This is a genomic window from Flavobacterium collinsii (genome assembly GCF_946903285.1).
Classification (GTDB): Bacteria; Bacteroidota; Bacteroidia; order Flavobacteriales; family Flavobacteriaceae; genus Flavobacterium; species Flavobacterium collinsii.
Genome location: NZ_OX336425.1, coordinates 5,539,160 through 5,554,530, shown reverse-complemented (window position 1 = coordinate 5,554,530; position 15,371 = coordinate 5,539,160). Strand labels below are relative to the sequence as shown.

Genomic DNA, 15,371 nt, shown 5'->3' with positions numbered 1-15,371 from the left:
AGATTCAAATAAATTTTCTTATTATTGATAAAGATTCTCCTAATAAAAAAGGAGCAATTTTATTCCGTATTTCGGGATAACAAATATGTGAACAAATTTCTGTAAAAAAAAATATTTTGAAGTCTAATTTTATAAAAAAAAGTTGTAAGTAAACTTTTTAAACTTAATTTTTTTTAATCTGAAAATAATGAAAAATCATCAAACGCAAGTGCGTGTTCGTTACTCTGAAACTGATCAAATGGGAGTGGTTTACCACGGAAATTATGTGCCTTATTTTGAGATCGGACGCGTGGAATGGCTTAGAAATAAAGGGATTTCATATAAAAGTATGGAAGAAAGCGGTATTGGACTGCCGATTGTTTCGATGCAAATAAATTATAAAAAATCGGCGCGTTATGATGAGCTTCTTACAATTCATACTGCTTTCAAAAGTCAGTCATCTGTTAAGATTGAATTTGATTGCGCAATCTATAATGAAGCAGGTGAGTTATTAACAACTGCTGTGTTTATTTTAGTATTTATTTCGTTAAAAACAGGTCGTCCGACAGCACCTCCAGATTACATTTTGGAATTATTTAAAACACTGGTATAATTGTTAAAATGTGATGCCTTTTAATGCTAAATTATATAATTTTAATATCGATTTCAAACATTAAATCAAAAATGTCGAATACTGATTCGGCATTTTTTTTGCGCGTTTTAGTTGTTATCTTGCCAATTGGGAGTCCCGTATCTTCATTAATTTCCATTTCCTGAGCGGTAATTTCCAGTTTTTTTTCTTTTATGACACGCATTACTTTATTCATGTTTTTGTAATCAAAAGAGATTAGAAAATGAATGTCAATTGTCTTTTCGATAATTTCACAGGCTTCAAGTGTCATTTGTGCTGTTGTTTTGTACGAACTGATTAAGCCGCCAACGCCTAATTTAATTCCGCCAAAAATCCGAACCACTACAACTAAAACGTTGGTTAGTCCAAAAGATTGTATTTGTCCGTAAATTGGTGCGCCAGCCGTATTACTTGGTTCTCCGTCATCATTGGCACGATACGAAATTTTAGGAGCTGTTCCTAATTGATAAGCGTAACAAAAATGTACGGCATGTGGATGCTGTTTTTTTAGATTTTCGATAATGGGTTTTACTTCGTCTTCACTTTCGATTGGAAAGGCGTAGCCAAAGAACTTACTGCCTTTTTCTTTTAAAAGCACTTCTTCAGATTCAAAAGCAATGGTTTGGTACGTATCGTTAATTTCCAAATTGAGTTTGATTTTTTAAGCTGTGGCAAAAATAACAGCTAAAGTATTTGTTTGTCAAATAAGTCAACAACATCTTCCTGTCCAACTTGTAAGTTCCAGATATGAAAGCCTAGCGATGCTGCTGAGTCTGTGTTTTCTTTTTTGTCGTCTACAAACAAAGTTCTCTTGGGTGATAATTCGTGTTTGTTGATCAGGTACTGAAAAACTTCAGCATTTGGTTTTCGCATTCCAATTTCAAACGAAAAATAAACTTTTTCAAAACATTGGTAAAAATCGCTGTAAAACGAAATCCCGGTTTTGTTTTCAAAAGTTTCAATATGTATAGAGTCTGTGTTGCTCAAAAGAAACAATCGATATTTTTGAGAAAGCAGTTGTAAGAACTCCAAGCGGTACAAAGGAAAATCGGCTAAAATGGCATTCCATGCTTTCAGGATTTCTTCGACAGTGGCATTTGGAAGTTGTTTTTGAAAACCCGCCAGAAAATCGTCCCGCGAAATGTCTCCGGTTTCAAATAAAAGATTTAGGCGGTCCAGTTCGCTATTCCATTCTGTTAATCCTAATTTTTGCAATCCCGAAATAGTGGCTTGTTTGTCTAAATTGATAAAAATATCTCCAAAGTCAAAAATGATAGTATCAATCATGATTTCTAATATTTAATAATTCGTCGCTGAGAATATTAATTTTTGTTAGGTTTTCTTTTTGAATAAGCGGTGCTTTAGTTCCGTTTTTGAAAATGGCTTTTCCGATGAAAATCCGGGCTTCGTCCCAAATATTCTGATCGATAAAAGATTGTAAAGTTTGAGCACCTCCTTCGATAATAACAGATTGAATTTGATTTTGATGTAAAACGGCTAAAATCTGTGGTAGAATACTGCTGCTAAAATCGATTAGAGTAAAGGTAGTGTTTTCTGTCGAAAAGCCGGTTTCGGATTTTGTAAATACAATGGTTTTTACGCTGTCATCAAAAACAAAACTCTCTTTTGAAATGCGATTGTGTTGGTCTAGAATGACTCTGACCGGATTATTTCCTGACCAATTTCTGGTGTTTAATTTCGGATTGTCGTCAATTACTGTCTGTGTTCCAACGAGGATTGCCTGCTCTTCACTTCTCCATTTGTGTACCAATTGTCTGGAATAAGGATTGGTAATCCAGATGGGCTTTCGCTCGGGGCTTTCCTGTTTTTCAGGGGATAAAAATCCGTCCTGACTTTCGGCCCATTTTAATATTATGTAAGGCCTCTTTTTTTGATGAAAAGTAAAAAAACGTTTGTTGAGTTCGTAACATTCTTTTTCTAAAACTCCAACGGTAACATTGATTCCTGCGGCAATTAGTTTTTTAATGCCGTTTCCTGCCACTTTTTCATTAGGATCAACAGTTCCGACAACAACATGTGGAATTTTGTATTCTATAATTAAGTCGCTGCACGGAGGTGTTTTTCCAAAATGGCTGCAAGGCTCTAAGCTAACATAAATGGTAGCTTTGCTTAACAGTGATTTGTCTTTTACCGAACGAACGGCATTGACTTCCGCATGCGGTTCTCCTGCTTTTTTATGCCAGCCCTCTCCAATAATCTGATTGTCGTAAACAATTATGCTTCCGACCATTGGGTTTGGATATGTGGTGCCCAAACCATTTTGAGCCAGCTCGATGCAACGTTTTATGTATTTTTCATGTATATTCACAGTACAAAAATAGTTATTTTTGAGTATAGTCCCGATAGTTTTGGGGTAGTTAAGAAACTATTGGGAAACTATTTTTATTTTTGTAATGATCTTAAAGGAAGGAGAAAATATGGAAAATTGGACGATTAGAGCCATTAAAAAAGAAGACAATCAGGAAGTTGCGAATTTAATACGGTCTGTATTTGATGAGATGGAAATACCTAAAGTAGGAACGGCTTATGAAGATCCGTATTTAGACTTAATGTTCGAAGAATACAATAAGCCGAAGTCCGTTTATTTTGTGGTTGAAAAAGACAGCGAAATTTTAGGCTGCTGCGGAATTGCACCCTTAGAAAATGGTGCTCCGGAGATTTGTGAGTTACAGAAGATGTATTTTTTACCGAAAACCCGCGGTTTGGGAATTGGAAGTAAAATGATGGAAAAATGTTTAGAACAGGCAAGGATTTTTGGTTTTGAAAAATGTTATATCGAAACGATGCCTTTTATGCATGCTGCGCAAAAACTATATGTAAAATCAGGTTTTGAATATTTAGATGCGCCTTTGGGTAATACCGGTCATAGTTCTTGTCCTGTGTGGATGTTGAAAAAAATATAGGATAATGTTGTAGTGAATTTACATTACAATACTTATCTTGTAATATCGTTGCCCCTATCTAAAGAATAATGTTCAAATACCTAAAATGAAAATCAAACAATATCGGACTCAGTTCATTAAAGATTTGTCACTTTTTTACGACGCCTACGAAGCGGAGAGTTTTTTCTATTTAATTTTAGAAAACAAGCACCAATTGCGACAAATTGATCTGGCATTAAATCATGAATTGACTTTTTCGGAAGATGATTTTGTGGTATGGGACTTTTTATTATTGCAGTTAAAGAAAGAAGTTCCAATTCAGTATTTATTAGGCAAGACTAATTTTTATGGTTTGGATTTCGAAGTTAATGAGAATGTTTTAATTCCTCGTCCGGAAACAGAAGAGCTGGTAGAATGGATTATTAATGAGAATTCCGGAGGAGACAAAGCAAAAAAAATAAAAATTCTTGATATTGGCACAGGGAGTGGCTGCATTGCAATTTCATTGGCAAAAAACATTGCCAACGCAGAGGTTTATGCAATTGATGTTTCTAAAAAAGCAATAGAAACCGCCAAAAGAAATGCAATTCAGAACAAAGTTGAAGTTACTTTTATACTTCAGAATATTTTAGAAGCAGAAGCATTAAAGCATAATTTTGATATCATCGTTTCAAATCCACCTTATGTCCGGAATTTAGAAAAAGAGGAAATTAAAAAGAATGTTTTGGATTATGAGCCGCATTTAGCTCTTTTTGTAGACGACAATGATGCTTTGATTTTTTACAGAAAAATTGCCGAATTAGCTAAGGAAAATCTTTTGCAAAACGGACAATTGTATTTTGAAATCAATCAGTACTTAGGGACGGAAATGACGGCTCTACTTGAGAAAATGGATTTCAGGAACATTGAATTGCGAAAAGATATTTATGATAACGACAGGATGATGAAAGGGGTTGTTTGAGTTTATGGTCATAGTTTACAGTCACAGTCACAGTTTGCAGTTAGTTGTTTGGCTGTAAGATGTAAATTGTAAGATGTGAACTATAATCGAAAACTGAGACTTAGAACTGAGACTGAATACTAAGAAATTATTCGTAACGTAAAGCCTCAATAGGATCCAGTTGTGATGCTTTTATTGCCGGATATAAACCGGAAACAATAGCAACCATAAAACTGGTGCCAAAAGCCGCAAAAATGGCCATCCATGGAATTACAAAAGCAAAATTCATTGCGGCTGCGAAAGCAAAGCCAACAAGGATTCCCAATACAATTCCTACCAAGCCGCCTATTTGTCCAATTAATAATGTTTCAATAAAAAACTGTACCGAAATAGTTATTTTGGTGGCACCTAAAGCTTTGCGGACGCCAATTTCTCTTGTGCGTTCTGTAACGGATACAATCATAATGTTCATTAAAGCTATAGAAGATCCTAAAATGGTAATCACACTAATGATCCATGCTGCCCAACCCAGATATTGTGTAATTCCGAGGATTCTGTTGATTAAATCGTCGCTTCGGCCAATACCGAAATTATTATCGCGAACCGGACTTAATTTACGAACCCTGCGTATGGTACTTGTTGCATTGTCTACAGCCTCGTCTAAAAGTTCTTTTTTAGAAACCATTACGCTAATAGTATAATTAATGCTTGGAGCGGTAAATAAAGAACGTGCTACTTGAATTGGAATTAATACTCTTAAATCCTGGCTATTTCCGAATGTAGATCCTTTTTCTTTTAAAACGCCAATAACTTTGAAACGGGCACCTCGTATCGAAATGATTTTATCAATTGGGTTGACGTCTTTTAGTAAACCTTTTTCAAAATCGGAGCCTACAACGCAAGAATAAGTATTGTTGTCAATGTCAAACTGATTGAAAGAACGACCGGAAGTCGTTTCTAAACCTGAATTTGAAATATAATGCTCGTCAACTCCAAGTATGGTAATTTCGGGATCGGTTTTTTGATCTAAGTATTTTACTTCAGCTTTTGATGTGGCGGTGAATGAAAGGGAGGTTTCTGTAAAAGGGTATTTGTATTTGTTTTTGAACGCTACTGCTTCAGGATAAGAAATAATGGGATTGATGATTTCGCGCTCATTTCCACCGCGGTTTTTAACCGTGTTTTCATACTGATTGATGTTGAAGGTGTTGGCGCCCATCGAGGCAAAATTGGTAGAGACCGTGTTTTCAAGTGCTGTAACTACGGTCAGGATTCCCACCAAAGCGGTAATTCCGATAGCAATAATGACTACAGTAAGAATAGTTCTTAATAATTGAGTTTTGATAGAACCAAAAGCAATTCGGATATTTTCTTTAAATAATTTTAGCATCATGACCAATTTGTCACGAAAATACGTTTTTTGTTACAAGTTTGTTTTCGAACTGTTATTATTTATTTTAAAGTTTTAGAGAAAAATGATATAGAGAGGTAATATTGCTAGAAAAATATTGAGGAATTTTTATCTTGAAGGAAGATTCTGGATTTAGAGGATTTGTTTTAATAGGGGGAAGAGTTGTGTTAGGCTTGTAACCAAGCGTTTTAAAAGTAACGCGACGATCATGATTTATTCCTGTTGTCTTGTCTTTTTTATTAAATTGGATGTCTCAAAACGAACAAGATTGGGTAAAAATGAAAGTAGTATTTCTTAATTTGTAGTGGTTTTTAGATGCTGCCAATTTCAGAAATGAACCAAGTAAAGGAAAATCAAAAGCGTAATCAATATGAATGATACTGATTTAAAGAGACTTTCGCGTCTTACAGCAATCCTTATACAGTTACAAACTAAAAGGATCTTAACGGCTAGTGAATTGGCTGGTAAATTTTCAATTAGCAAAAGAACAATTTATAGAGATATCAGAGCTTTAGAGCAAGCAGGAGTGCCTATTGTGACAGAAGAAGGCAAGGGCTACACTTTAATGGATGGCTACAAAATTCCACCTGTCATGTTTTCTGAAAGTGAGGCTAATGCTTTGATTACTGCAGAGCAGTTGGTTTTAAAGAATAAAGATGCTTCGTTTGTAAAAGAATACACGGAAGCCATTAGTAAAATAAAATCTGTACTGCGCAACAACACAAAAGACAAAGTTAATCTGCTTTCAGATCGCATTGTTTCAGGTCAGAACAGTGATAATAATCGGACAAGTAATAATTTATCTATTCTCCAATTGGCATTGACCAATTTTAAGCTTGTCTGTATAAGATATTTTTCACCAGATAATAACCAGCAAACGAATCGTATGGTAGAGCCTTTTGCTATCTATACCTTTGAAGAGAATTGGTTGCTTATTGCATTTTGTAGACTAAGGAATGATTACAGGGCTTTTCGTTTGGACAGGATTGTTGGTTTGATGGTGCAGGAAGAAACATTTGAACCACACAAAATTACTTTTGAAGAATATTTTGACAGGACCAGAAAAAAATGTCTGACACCCTTGCCATAAGGCTGTCACAGGGCTGTTCTAATTTTGTTGTGTACTAAAATAAAGAAAGATGATAACAAACAGAATTCGAAGTATAATGCTGCTTGCATTTACACTTTTGTCCTTCACAGCTCAATCACAAAAACAATCAAAAACCATGGAGAATCCTACTATTCAGAAATTTTACGTAATTGGTATAGAAACAAGAACTATAAATGAAAAAGGAAAGTCGGCCATAGACATAGAGGCGTTATGGACAAGATTTTGGGGTGAGGAAATTCAAAAACAAATACCAAATAAAGTCAGTGATGATATTTATGCTGTTTACAAGGATTACGAAACAGATTTTAATGGATTTTATACTTTAGTGATAGGTTTGCAAGTAAGTACATTAGAAGATATTCCTAAAGGTTTCGTTGGGATTACAGTTGAAACTGGCTTGTATCAAAAGTACATTTCAAAAGGTAAAATGCCTGAAGCTGTTTTTAATACCTGGCTCGAAGTGTGGCAGGATAAAAGTTTGAATAGGGCTTACAAATCAGACTTTACTATTCATGGAAAAAAGTATTATGATGGAAATAGTGCTGAGGTCGAAACGTATATTTCAATACGAGATTAGCTATTTTTAATCTTTGATGGATTTTTACTGAAAATTTATTTTAAAAAATAAGATATTTGCAGTCGTTAAGAATTTACGTAAAAATGAGTTCTGAAAATACAATAATCCATAAGAAGGGTTTTAGAATTTAAGGTTTCAAAAAAAGAAATCGAAGAATTGAAGAATCCAGAAATCTAATAATCTAAAAAAATGGCTTCAAAACCAAGCATACCACAAGGAACAAGAGATTTTTCGCCTGCAGAGGTGTCAAAACGTCAATATATTATTCAGGTTATAAAACATAATTTTGAGAAATTTGGTTTTCAGCCGATCGAAACCCCTTCCTTTGAAAATTCAGATACTCTGATGGGGAAGTATGGAGAAGAAGGCGATCGCTTGATTTTTAAAATTTTAAATTCAGGTAATTTTTTCTATAACAAAAGCAAAATAGAATTACCAAAATCTATTGAGGAGCTTCAGGCTTCTTCTGCTGATAAAATTACTATTGCAGAAAGAATCGAATTGAATTCTTTTACAAAACAAATCTCTGAAAAGGCATTGCGTTATGATTTAACAGTTCCGTTTGCGAGATATGTGGTGCAACACCAAAATGAAATTGAGTTCCCTTTTAAAAGGTACCAGATTCAGCCGGTGTGGAGAGCTGATCGTCCGCAAAAAGGACGTTTTAGAGAATTTTTTCAATGTGATGCCGATGTTGTAGGTTCAAAATCGTTGTGGCAGGAAGTAGAATTGGTGCAGTTGTACGATACTGTTTTTACAGCTTTAGGTTTAGAAGGTGTTACAATCAAAATCAATAACAGAAAAATATTATCGGGTATCGCTGAAGTTATCGGTGCTTCGGATAAGCTAATTGATTTTACGGTGGCGCTTGATAAATTGGATAAAATTGGGGAAGATGGTGTGAAAAAAGAAATGATCGAAAATGGTATTTCTGAAGAAGCATTGGTGAAAGTGCAGCCTCTGTTTAGTTTTACAGGAACCTTCGCAGATAAAATCAACCAGCTTTCAGATTTATTGGCAACGTCGGAAGAAGGAATGAAAGGGGTTGAGGAGCTTAAATTTATTTGTGACAATGTGGCAACTTTAGGGTTGTCAACGGCAACTTTAGATTTGGATGTGACGCTTGCCCGTGGATTAAATTATTATACAGGAGCAATTTTTGAAGTAGCAGCTCCAAAATCGGTTTCGATGGGTTCTATCGGAGGCGGTGGAAGATACGACGACTTGACGGGTATTTTTGGATTGAAGAACATGAGTGGTGTTGGAATTTCTTTTGGATTGGATCGTATTTATCTCGTTTTAGAAGAATTGCAATTGTTTCCTAAAGCTGTTTCGGCAACTTCAAAAGCATTGTTCATTAATTATGGAGATGCTGAGGCATTGTACGCGTCGCAGGCCATTCAGAAATTACGACAGGAAAATATAAAAGTAGAGCTTTATCCGGACAATGTGAAAGTAGGGAAGCAGTTTCAATATGCAGATAAGCGTTTAATTCCGTTTGCAGTAATTGCGGGGGATCAGGAAATTGCTACAAATTCGTATGCGCTTAAAAATTTAGTGACAGGTGATCAGGTTACGGTTGATTTTGACGGATTAAAGAATGCTTTGTTGGGTTAATGCTTAATTGTTAAGAACATAAGGATTTGTGCTAGGTTCGTAAAGATTTTGTTTCACGCAGATTCGGCAGATTTTAGCAGGTTGATTAAAAAAAAAACTTCTTAAATCTGCGTGAAATAATTGTTTTGGAAGAAAAAATACTTTTAATTTGCCGCTCTAAATTACGGGCGTAGTTCAAGGGTAGAATAGCGGTCTCCAAAACCGTTGATGGGGGTTCGAATCCCTCCGCCCGTGCAATAAAAAATAACAATCGTTATTAAATATTTATCAGGAGCTTTCAAGGAATTTAGTTAAAGGTAAAAAGCATAAAAAAAAGCTTCGTCTGAAATAGGCGAAGCTTTTTTTAATATAAGGTAAACTTGAATTAATAATTATTTATGAAGCCGAGGCCAACCCTTAAATTCAATTTTGATTAGGTAATAATTTAGTTTTCAATTGAATTTCAAATATACCATAAACTATATCGTGTTAGTCTTAAAATTATACTAAATTTTAAAAGGTTGTTTTTGCTTTTTAAATGACTCAGTCTTAATAAAGTGACAATTTGACATTTTGAAAGATTTGGCAGTACTTTTGCAATCCAAAAGAAAGAATAAAAAATGAAGTTTAAGAATATTTTTAAAAATAAAAGTAATATGACTACTGAAAATACAGAATTCGATCAGGAATTAGATGATGTAACGTTAGAGAACAATGCCAACGGTGAGCAGTTAATTGTTGAAGAATTAAGTGTTGAAGAGCAATTGGCTCAAGACTTGGCAAAAGAAAAAGATAAGTTTTTGAGATTATTTGCCGAATTCGAAAATTACAAAAAAAGAACTTCAAAAGAGCGTATCGACTTGTTTAAAACTGCAAATCAGGATGTTTTATTGGCTATGTTACCAGTTTTAGATGATTTTGACAGAGCTATAGTAGAAATCAACAAATCGGAAGATGAAACCTTGACAAAAGGAGTTGAGTTGATTCATGAAAAATTAAAAAACACTTTAGTTTCTAAAGGTTTAGAGCAAGTTGAAGTAAGAGCAGGTGATGCTTTTAATGCTGATTTTGCAGAGGCAATTACCCAAATTCCGGCTCCGTCTGAGAAATTAAAAGGGAAAATTGTTGATGTTATTGAAAAAGGATACAAATTAGGAGACAAAATCATCCGTTTCCCTAAAGTTGTTATCGGAAACTAAAAAGAGCAAATGACATATTCTGAAAGTCAATTTTTAAAGTATTGGAATTTGGAATTTTAAATTTGGACACAAGCGCTAGCGAACTGGCGAAGCAATTTAACCTAAATTATGAAAAAAGATTTTTACGAAATACTAGGCATTTCAAAAAATGCTGATGCTGCCGAAATTAAAAAAGCTTATAGAAAAAGTGCATTGAAATATCATCCGGACAAAAATCCGGGCGACAAAGAGGCAGAAGAAAACTTTAAATTAGCGGCAGAAGCTTACGAAGTACTAAGCGATCCTAACAAAAAAGCGAAATACGATCAGTACGGACATCAGGCTTTTGATGGTTCTGGCGGATTTGGCGGTGGTCACGGTGGTATGAATATGGATGACATTTTCAGCCAGTTTGGTGATATTTTTGGTGGAGGATTTGGTGGTTTCGGCGGAGGCGGAGGCGGTGGCCCTCGTCGTGCTAAAGGAAGCAATCTTCGAATTAAAGTAAAATTAACTTTAGAAGAAATTGCAAATGGTGTTGAGAAAAAAGTAAAAGTAAAACGTAAAGTTCAGGCAAAAGGAGTTACTTACAAAACGTGTTCGACTTGTAACGGTCAGGGACAGGTAATGCGTGTAACCAACACTATTTTAGGAAGAATGCAATCTGCGTCAACTTGTCCTGCTTGTGGCGGGTCTGGCCAGATTTTAGATAAAAGACCATCTGAAGCTGATGCACAGGGAATGATTTTAGAAGACGAAACCGTTTCAATCAAAATTCCTGCAGGAGTTGTTGATGGTATGCAGTTGAAAGTTTCTAATAAAGGAAACGATGCTCCCGGAAATAGTATTCCTGGAGACTTAATTGTTGCTATTGAAGAATTAGAGCATGAGTTTCTGAAACGTGAAGGTGAAAACATTCATTATGATTTGTACATCAGTTTCCCGGAAGCCGTTTTAGGAGTTTCTAAAGACATCGAAGCAATCAATGGAAAAGTTCGTATCAAATTAGAAGAAGGAATTCAATCCGGAAAAATCTTAAGATTAAAAGGAAAAGGTATTCCAAGCATCAATGGATATGGAAGTGGAGACTTGTTAGTTCATGTAAATGTATGGACTCCAAAAACGTTGAATAAAGAGCAAAAGCAATTTTTTGAAAATGCCCTTAACGACGATCACTTTATTCCGAACCCTGAAAAATCAGAAAAATCATTTTTTGAAAAAGTAAAAGATATGTTTTCATAATCAGAACTTTTTCTAAAATGGAGTAATAGTAAATTTTAAAACCCATTCTATAGTAAATCATAGAATGGGTTTTTTGTATGAATAGTACAAAATTTCGATACTATTTATTTACTTTTACACTCATAATGCCACAATAGTCAAACTGACGCAGAAAATCTTAATTATAGCATGAGCAACTTACTCGAAGTACATAAAGTCGTTAAACAATACGGTGATTATGTAGCGCTTAACGAAGTTTCATTAAATGTACCAAAAGGTAGTATTTATGGACTATTAGGTCCGAATGGAGCCGGAAAAACTTCCCTGATCCGAATTATAAATCAAATTACGCTGCCTGATAGTGGTGAAGTAATTTTGGATGGAGAAAAATTGCAGCCCAAACATGTACAGCATATTGGTTATCTTCCCGAAGAAAGAGGGTTGTATACTTCTATGAAAGTTGGAGAACAATGTTTGTATCTGGCACAGATGAAAGGACTCTCTAAAGCCGAGGCAAAATTACAATTGGAATACTGGTTCGATCGTCTGGGAATTCAGGGCTGGTGGAACAAGAAAATTCAGGAACTTTCGAAAGGAATGGCCCAAAAAATTCAGTTTGTAGTTTGTGTGTTACACAAGCCTAAATTGTTGATTTTTGATGAGCCTTTCTCCGGATTTGATCCTGTAAATGCAAATGTTATTAAAGATGAGATTCTGGCATTAAAAGAACAGGGAGCTACCATTATTTTTTCGACACACCGTATGGAAAGTGTAGAGGAACTTTGCGATCATATCGCTTTAATTCATAAATCGAACAAATTGATTGAAGGCAAGGTGAGTGATGTAAAACGTCAATTTAGAACCAATAGTTTTGAAGTGGGAATTCTGACGGATAATGTAGAAGGCCTGATGTATGATATCACGCAAAAATTTACCGTTTCGCCTGCAAATTTTAAATCCTTGAATGATGATTTGAAATTAGACATTCAAATTGGAAATGCAACGCCAAACGAGTTATTGCATCTGTTGACGCAACGAGGACAGGTTACTCATTTTGTAGAGAAAATACCAAGCGTAAACGATATTTTTATTCAAACAGTTACCGAAAACAAAAATTAAACTTCAAAAATTAAGTTCCAAATTCCAATGTTAGAGTAATCAAAATTGGAATTTGGAATTTGAAAATTAAAATATTTATGAGCATCATTTCATTAATTATAAAAAGAGAATTTATTGCAAAAGTGCGCAATAAGTCTTTTGTTGTCATGACGTTTTTGAGTCCGTTGTTATTTGTGGCAATTGCAGGTTTTATTGGTTATCTGAGTTCAATGAAAGCAGAGACGAAAAGAATCGCAATCCATGACGAAACGGGTTTGTTTGCCCAGGATTTTGTAAAACAGAATAAAGAAGAGGCCGAGTTTAAATACCTCAATGTATCTGAGATTGATACAAAAGCACTAAAAGATAGTATTACTAATGAAAGCTTTGATGGTTTAATTGTAATTCCAAAAACCAATAATTTAGCTGATTTAGAAAGTAAAATCGAGTTTATTTCGAATAACAGTCCGAGTATTTCTTTTATCGAAAGAACACAGCGTGTTATTGCATCAAAAATTACCAAAGTAAATCTTGAAACGGCAAAACTGGATACAGTGGCCATTCAAAAAGCACAGTCAGAGGTTAATATTCATTTAGTAAAAGCATCCGGAGAGGAAAGCTTAAAAGGACTGAATGAAATAAAAATTGGAATAGGTGGTGCTTTTGGTTATCTGATCATGATGTTTATTATCATTTACGGAAATATGGTGATGCGTAGTGTGATCGAAGAAAAAACAAATAGAATCATCGAAATTATTATTTCCTCAGTAAAACCTTTTCAGCTGATGATTGGTAAAATCGTGGGAACTTCTCTTGCGGGATTGCTTCAGTTTATTATCTGGGCGATCATTGGTCTGGGATTGATGTTTGCGGCTTCGGCCTTTTTTGGTGTTAATGTTGGTCCAACGGCCAGAATTTCACCTGAATTAATGCAATCTGCTCAGCATGAAATGTCGGGGACAGCTAAAATGTATATTAGTGAATTATGGAATTTGCCTATTGCCAGTATTATCATTGGTTTTGTGGTTTATTTCATCGGAGGATACTTTTTATATAGCTCTTTTTATGCAGCCATTGGTGCAGCAGTTGACAATCAAACCGATTCGCAGCAATTTCTATTACCTATTTTAATGCCGCTTATTTTAAGTGTTTATATAGGTTTCTTTACAGTGGTCAATGATCCTCACGGAACCATTGCGGTTGTGTTTTCTATGATTCCGTTGACCTCGCCAATTGTAATGTTAATGCGACTTCCGTTTGGAGTGCCGTGGTGGCAAATTGCAATTTCGGTATCATTATTGTTTGCTACCTTTTTTCTTGTAGTATGGTTCGCTGCCAAAATTTACCGAATAGGGATTTTGATGTACGGCAAAAAACCAACCTGGAAAGAATTGTATAAATGGCTTAAATATTAATTTTTTTAAGTTGCTAAGATACTAAGGTTCTGAGTTGCTAAGCTTTTAGTTTAGGCAGAAAAGAAGAACTTAGAACCTTAGTAACTCAGAACCTAAGAACCTCAAAAAGAATGAGTAAAATACTAATTATAGAAGACGAAGCATCCATTAGAAGAGTTTTGGTGAAAATTTTATCTGAAGAAAATGATACTTATAAGGTAGATGAAGCTGAAGATGGTGCGGCGGGTCTTGAGAAAATAAAAAACAATGATTACGATTTGGTTTTGTGTGACATCAAAATGCCAAAATTGGACGGAGTTGAGGTTTTAGAAGAAGTAAAAAAAATCAAACCGGAAATTCCGATGGTGATGATCTCTGGTCATGGCGATATGGAAACCGCGATTCATACGATGCGTTTGGGAGCATTTGATTATATTTCGAAACCACCTGATTTAAACCGATTACTGAACACGGTTCGTAATGCTTTAGATAAAAAACAACTCGTGGTTGAAAATAAAATCCTAAAGAAAAAGGTAAGTAAAAACTACGAAATGGTAGGAGAAAGCGAAGCAATCAGTCATATCAAGTTAATGATTGATAAAGTTGCTCAAACCGAAGCGAGAGTTTTGATTACAGGTCCAAACGGAACTGGAAAAGAATTGGTAGCGCACCAATTGCATGAAAAAAGTGAGCGTTCTAATTTTCCATTAATAGAAGTAAACTGTGCTGCAATTCCGAGTGAATTGATCGAAAGTGAATTGTTCGGTCACGTAAAAGGAGCTTTTACATCGGCGGTGAAAGATCGTGCCGGAAAGTTTGAAGCTGCTGACAAAGGAACTATTTTCTTAGATGAAATTGGAGATATGAGTCTTTCGGCGCAAGCCAAAGTGTTACGGGCGCTACAGGAGAGTATGATTACCAGAGTGGGAGCAGAGAAAGATATCAAAGTTGATGTGCGCGTTGTAGCGGCAACAAATAAAGATTTAAAGACTGAAATTGCCGAAGGTCGTTTCCGTGAAGATTTGTACCACCGTCTGGCTGTAATTTTAATTAAAGTGCCGCCATTGAATGAAAGACGCGATGATATTCCGGCATTGATTACGCATTTTACAGAGAAAATTGCTTCAGAACAAGGAAATTCGGTAAAAGTGTTTTCGCCACAGGCGATCAAATTATTGCAGGAGTACGATTGGACAGGAAATATTCGTGAACTACGAAATGTAGTTGAAAGATTAATTATTTTGGGAGGAAATGAAATTTCTGAAACCGATGTTAAAATGTTTGCAAGCAAGTAAGGGCAATAGGCTTTAGGCTATAAGCTTTAGGCTTTAG

The 15,371-nt window shown here is 35.1% G+C and carries 15 protein-coding genes and 1 tRNA gene; 12 read left to right on the top strand and 4 right to left on the bottom strand.

The genetic code is table 11. The features are described 5' to 3' along the window. Positions 1-187 precede the first annotated feature (187 nt). The gene (locus OGZ34_RS22365) at positions 188-592 is read left to right on the top strand and encodes an acyl-CoA thioesterase (protein ID WP_017498619.1); all 405 of its coding nucleotides are present in this window, start codon (positions 188-190) and stop codon (positions 590-592) included. 31 nt (positions 593-623) lie between these two features. Here the strand turns inward: OGZ34_RS22365 and OGZ34_RS22360 are convergent, their stop codons facing one another. Genes OGZ34_RS22360 through ribD form a run of 3 tightly spaced genes read right to left on the bottom strand, consistent with a single transcriptional unit; the run spans position 624 to position 2,939 of the window. Beyond that, on the bottom strand, positions 624-1,256 hold the full coding sequence (locus OGZ34_RS22360; RefSeq protein ID WP_263361796.1) for an IMPACT family protein: 633 nt from the start codon (positions 1,254-1,256) through the stop codon (positions 624-626). 38 nt (positions 1,257-1,294) lie between these two features. Continuing rightward, on the bottom strand, positions 1,295-1,897 hold the full coding sequence (locus OGZ34_RS22355; RefSeq protein ID WP_263361795.1) for an HAD family hydrolase: 603 nt from the start codon (positions 1,895-1,897) through the stop codon (positions 1,295-1,297). Next, on the bottom strand, positions 1,890-2,939 hold the full coding sequence (ribD, locus tag OGZ34_RS22350; RefSeq protein WP_263361794.1) for a bifunctional diaminohydroxyphosphoribosylaminopyrimidine deaminase/5-amino-6-(5-phosphoribosylamino)uracil reductase RibD: 1,050 nt from the start codon (positions 2,937-2,939) through the stop codon (positions 1,890-1,892). Before ribD ends, OGZ34_RS22355 begins: the two co-directional genes overlap by 8 nt. A 109-nt stretch (positions 2,940-3,048) precedes the next feature. Here ribD and OGZ34_RS22345 point away from each other — a divergent pair, with 109 nt between their 5' ends. Then, the gene (locus tag OGZ34_RS22345; protein WP_263361793.1) at positions 3,049-3,534 is read left to right on the top strand and encodes a GNAT family N-acetyltransferase; all 486 of its coding nucleotides are present in this window, start codon (positions 3,049-3,051) and stop codon (positions 3,532-3,534) included. A gap of 85 nt (positions 3,535-3,619) precedes the next feature. After that, a complete protein-coding gene (gene prmC, locus OGZ34_RS22340; protein WP_263361792.1) occupies positions 3,620-4,474 on the top strand; it encodes a peptide chain release factor N(5)-glutamine methyltransferase in 855 nt (284 codons plus the stop codon). A gap of 127 nt (positions 4,475-4,601) precedes the next feature. Here prmC and OGZ34_RS22335 read toward each other — a convergent pair whose 3' ends face one another. Next, complete coding sequence (locus tag OGZ34_RS22335; RefSeq protein WP_263361791.1) at positions 4,602-5,846, bottom strand: ABC transporter permease; 1,245 nt, start codon at positions 5,844-5,846, stop codon at positions 4,602-4,604. 388 nt (positions 5,847-6,234) lie between these two features. Here OGZ34_RS22335 and OGZ34_RS22330 point away from each other — a divergent pair, with 388 nt between their 5' ends. The 9 genes from OGZ34_RS22330 to OGZ34_RS22290 all read left to right on the top strand — a co-directional run bounded on the left by OGZ34_RS22330 (position 6,235) and on the right by OGZ34_RS22290 (position 15,334). Then, positions 6,235-6,954 carry a helix-turn-helix transcriptional regulator gene (locus tag OGZ34_RS22330; RefSeq protein ID WP_263361790.1) on the top strand — a complete coding sequence of 240 codons (720 nt, stop codon included), beginning with the start codon at positions 6,235-6,237 and terminating at the stop codon, positions 6,952-6,954. Positions 6,955-7,003: 49 nt separating this feature from the next. Continuing rightward, complete coding sequence (locus OGZ34_RS22325) at positions 7,004-7,552, top strand: GyrI-like domain-containing protein (RefSeq protein ID WP_263361789.1); 549 nt, start codon at positions 7,004-7,006, stop codon at positions 7,550-7,552. Between the two features lie 189 nt (positions 7,553-7,741). Continuing rightward, positions 7,742-9,169, top strand: coding sequence for a histidine--tRNA ligase (hisS, locus tag OGZ34_RS22320; RefSeq protein ID WP_173966182.1), 1,428 nt, complete (start codon positions 7,742-7,744; stop codon positions 9,167-9,169). A 163-nt stretch (positions 9,170-9,332) separates the two neighbouring features. Continuing rightward, a tRNA-Trp gene (locus tag OGZ34_RS22315) sits at positions 9,333-9,403 on the top strand. Positions 9,404-9,768: 365 nt separating this feature from the next. Next, complete coding sequence (locus OGZ34_RS22310) at positions 9,769-10,347, top strand: nucleotide exchange factor GrpE (RefSeq protein ID WP_173966181.1); 579 nt, start codon at positions 9,769-9,771, stop codon at positions 10,345-10,347. 108 nt (positions 10,348-10,455) lie between these two features. Continuing rightward, entirely contained in the window at positions 10,456-11,568 is a 1,113-nt protein-coding gene (dnaJ, locus tag OGZ34_RS22305; protein WP_263361788.1) for a molecular chaperone DnaJ, read from the top strand. Between the two features lie 168 nt (positions 11,569-11,736). Beyond that, positions 11,737-12,666 carry an ABC transporter ATP-binding protein gene (locus OGZ34_RS22300; protein ID WP_173966179.1) on the top strand — a complete coding sequence of 310 codons (930 nt, stop codon included), beginning with the start codon at positions 11,737-11,739 and terminating at the stop codon, positions 12,664-12,666. A gap of 77 nt (positions 12,667-12,743) precedes the next feature. Further along, positions 12,744-14,060: an ABC transporter permease gene (locus OGZ34_RS22295; RefSeq protein ID WP_173966178.1), complete on the top strand. Its 1,317-nt coding sequence runs from the start codon at positions 12,744-12,746 to the stop codon at positions 14,058-14,060. Between the two features lie 110 nt (positions 14,061-14,170). Further along, the gene (locus OGZ34_RS22290) at positions 14,171-15,334 is read left to right on the top strand and encodes a sigma-54-dependent transcriptional regulator (RefSeq protein WP_173966177.1); all 1,164 of its coding nucleotides are present in this window, start codon (positions 14,171-14,173) and stop codon (positions 15,332-15,334) included. Positions 15,335-15,371 lie beyond the last annotated feature (37 nt).

Coding starts and splice junctions, on each gene's coding strand:
- hisS (WP_173966182.1), top strand. CDS start 7,742: ATGGCTTCAAAACCAAGCATACCACAAGGAACAAGAGATTTTTCGCCT.
- OGZ34_RS22355 (WP_263361795.1), bottom strand. CDS start 1,897: ATGATTGATACTATCATTTTTGACTTTGGAGATATTTTTATCAATTTA.
- OGZ34_RS22330 (WP_263361790.1), top strand. CDS start 6,235: ATGAATGATACTGATTTAAAGAGACTTTCGCGTCTTACAGCAATCCTT.
- OGZ34_RS22310 (WP_173966181.1), top strand. CDS start 9,769: ATGAAGTTTAAGAATATTTTTAAAAATAAAAGTAATATGACTACTGAA.
- dnaJ (WP_263361788.1), top strand. CDS start 10,456: ATGAAAAAAGATTTTTACGAAATACTAGGCATTTCAAAAAATGCTGAT.
- OGZ34_RS22335 (WP_263361791.1), bottom strand. CDS start 5,846: ATGATGCTAAAATTATTTAAAGAAAATATCCGAATTGCTTTTGGTTCT.
- prmC (WP_263361792.1), top strand. CDS start 3,620: ATGAAAATCAAACAATATCGGACTCAGTTCATTAAAGATTTGTCACTT.
- OGZ34_RS22290 (WP_173966177.1), top strand. CDS start 14,171: ATGAGTAAAATACTAATTATAGAAGACGAAGCATCCATTAGAAGAGTT.
- OGZ34_RS22295 (WP_173966178.1), top strand. CDS start 12,744: ATGAGCATCATTTCATTAATTATAAAAAGAGAATTTATTGCAAAAGTG.
- OGZ34_RS22365 (WP_017498619.1), top strand. CDS start 188: ATGAAAAATCATCAAACGCAAGTGCGTGTTCGTTACTCTGAAACTGAT.
- OGZ34_RS22345 (WP_263361793.1), top strand. CDS start 3,049: ATGGAAAATTGGACGATTAGAGCCATTAAAAAAGAAGACAATCAGGAA.
- OGZ34_RS22325 (WP_263361789.1), top strand. CDS start 7,004: ATGATAACAAACAGAATTCGAAGTATAATGCTGCTTGCATTTACACTT.
- OGZ34_RS22300 (WP_173966179.1), top strand. CDS start 11,737: ATGAGCAACTTACTCGAAGTACATAAAGTCGTTAAACAATACGGTGAT.